2 protein-coding genes are annotated in these 3,012 nt (G+C 38.5%); both read left to right on the forward strand.

Going from position 1 to position 3,012, the window contains the following annotated elements:
* Nucleotides 1-568 precede the first annotated feature (568 nt).
* Nucleotides 569-1,282, forward strand: coding sequence for a Rep family protein (locus QFX10_RS10925; RefSeq protein ID WP_280607288.1), 714 nt, complete (start codon nt 569-571; stop codon nt 1,280-1,282).
* Between the two features lie 844 nt (nt 1,283-2,126).
* Entirely contained in the window at nt 2,127-2,573 is a 447-nt protein-coding gene (locus QFX10_RS10930; RefSeq protein ID WP_280607287.1) for a hypothetical protein, read from the forward strand.
* Nucleotides 2,574-3,012: the final 439 nt, after the last annotated feature.

Here is a 3,012-nt window from a genome sequence, read left to right on the forward strand (position 1 = left end):
GAACGTTGGTGATGGTTAGCAGGAAGTGAATGTAAAGGCAAGGGGCAAGCGAAAGCGAGACGCCGTAGGGCAACCCTTGCCTTTACTGCAGGAAAGAGACACTGAACCGCAAGGGAAGGCAGGCACTGACTTTCCGACGCCGTCACGGCGAGTGAGAAAGCGGTCAAGCTGGCTCAGCTTGTGGGTGTGGGTGAAACCCACGTAGAGATCTAAGATGGCTTAGAAACGATTTTAGAGCTATTGAGAGATGTACTTGTAAAAATTTGTAACTAGGTATGCAAAGGTATGCCTTTAAAATGCTGTAGGAGCGTTTCTGGACGTTTTTAGATGCGTGGGGTATAATTACCCTAAAATAAAAAGAACGCTGTAAAAAGGCAAAAAAATAGCTTACAGTCGACAATTTGGCGGTTGGAGACTGTAAGCTGTAGCCTAGAAAATCAAAACTGGTATGGGAGAAGTCTAACTTCTTCCGTCCGTTTCTTTGTGATAATTCTACTCAAAAAGTGGGAGCAATGCAAGCTTTCTAGGTCAAAAGCCTTAAATTAGGCGTTCTAGGAGGCTTTTTATTATGTCAAAAAATAAAGATCAACGAGCTAGAACATGGACTTTTGTAGTCTATCCCGAGAGTGCGCCTGAGAACTGGCGAGATATTTTGAGTGATTATCACATTCCTTGGGTAGAGAGCCCGCTCCACGATAAGGACGTGAACCCTGATGGTGAAGTCAAAAAGGCTCACTGGCATATCATTTTGTTTTTTGACGGTAAGAAGAGCTTTGAGCAAGTACAAGAGATTACAGACGCTCTAAATGCTCCTATACCGCAAAAGACGGCGAACGTAAAAGGGTTAGTGCGGTATCTGATACATATGGATAACCCCGAGAAGTACCAGTACAAGCGAGATGAGATTGTTTGCCACTGTGGTGCTGATATAGACGAGTATTTCGCCCTTTCTTCGAGTTCTAGGCGTGTAGAACTTCGTGAGATGATTGAGTTTATCAGTGATAGCAAGATAGACAATTTCGATGATTTTCTCATGTATTGCATACGTCACAAGGAGTTTGATTGGTTTGATATTGCGGTAAATCATAATACTTTGGCTATCAATAAGCAGTTAGATTCAATTTATCAAAAAAATAAATCTGATCGTAGCTCAAAAGAGAGCTCATTAGCGCTCAAAATAGCTCAGGTTAAAGATATGAGCAAAAAAGGTATAAAACAGGCTGTAATCGCTGATACAGTAGGGATTAGCATAGCTACTGTAAGGCGATATTTAAGAAAATGATAGTTTAAAACCGCTCAAAAACCGCTCACGTGAGCGGTTTTTTTTAATCGTTGGTTATCCTTAGAGCCTCAAGGGTTTCGGCGATTGCGGATAGCTCAAACCGCTCACGTGAGCGGTTTGAGCTATTTCGCTGTATCCCTTGGGAGAGTAAGAGAAAGTAGCAATTTTAGGGGGGGGTACTACGACACCCCCCTAGGTGGTCATTGGTCATTGGTCAAGTTGCCAAATTCGGTATCCCTTTTTTGGGCATCTTTTTTCGGGAAAAAAGTGCTGATTTTTTTCGAGCTCGATGCTCGGGAAAAATTACAGGAATGATTGCGTAATAGATCAGCAATCATTCGAGCGATATTTTTTGATAAAAAAGTGAGCTAGTGGGTAGGCTGAAAGTCTACCCACTTTTTTGCATAGACTTATGCAAAAAAACAGCCTCGCAGAGCCCACACTTTACGCAGGTAAAGTATAGTGGGTTATACTTTTACAAGAAAAGTATCGATCGCTTTTGATGTCAATAGTTCGATGTATATACTTCGACGTTGAGATATCGATATTCGAATTATAATTAAATTATATTCTAAATTCATGTTATAATTGTGTTTAAAATATAATTTATAAGGGTTGTAAGAATTTGTAATTCAGGGTTGTAATAACTTGTAACCCAGCTTGTAATAGTTTGTAAAAACGAGTTTATTTCACGGGTCGAGAAACGTTGGTACTACCAACCCGGTAGCTTGTCTACCGGTAGTTTCTCTTATGCTCTTTTCGCTAGTTCACCAGAAATCTTTGATTTAGTCTGTGACCTGCGAAATGGGCATACGTAAATATTTGAAAAATGGAGGTTGGGAGTATGGCTCAAGTAACAGTTTATTTGCGTGAAAAAGATGTTGAAAATTTGAAAAAGTTGGTGGCGGAATTCGACAAGAAAAATCTGCTACCGAAAAATAATCGGAGTACGGTAACTGAAAAAGTTTTGAAGGACTATATCGAAATGATGTCCGAGATGAGAATCGAAAAAGGCGAAAAAGTATTCGATCGGAATTTGATATTTGAGTACGCTAAGCAAGTGAGCGAGACGAAAACGAAAGATGATGAGTTAGAAAAAGAAAAAGTTGCGCTTTTCAATAGCTTTATGGAGCGCTTTTTAGCTAGGAAAAAGCGAATGGAAAGGCTAGAGAGTGAATTGCAGGAATTGAGAGAGTTTGCTGCTTCTGTTAAATTTGAGTCAGGAAGTAGTGTACTAGATTTGTATAAAAAACGAATGGTTAAAGGTGGAATTGGTGATGCTTCATGTTAGAAAAACGTTATTGATTTATGACTTGTGTTTGTTATTAGTGATGTTGCTTGAGGTGTTTTTTGGCAGTCTCGTTAATATTTGGGTAACTCTAATTTTGTATTTAGTGACTTTTATTTTTTTAATATTACAGACGTATTATTTTAGAGTATATAGCAATAAAGAGTTGGTGTTTTTTGATAGGTTTTTATTAGTTTTTGCGTGGCTTTTGTCTTTTTTTTGTGTAATTTTATTATAAAGCGTTTGTATATTTTGTTTGGTTGGAGTATGATTAAATAAAAATTAGAATGGAGTGGTGTTATATGGGTATTGTAAGTAGATTTATTTGGGGTTGGAAATTAGGTACTGGTTTGTCTAATTTGGGATCTTGTGGTCAATGGGGTCCATGTCCAGTTTCTTAGTTATGTAAGCGTCCTATTCAGGGCGTTTTTTTTATATAGTG

Origin of the sequence: Ligilactobacillus faecis (assembly GCF_029889745.1) — a bacterium.
Lineage (GTDB): Bacteria > Bacillota > Bacilli > Lactobacillales > Lactobacillaceae > Ligilactobacillus > Ligilactobacillus faecis.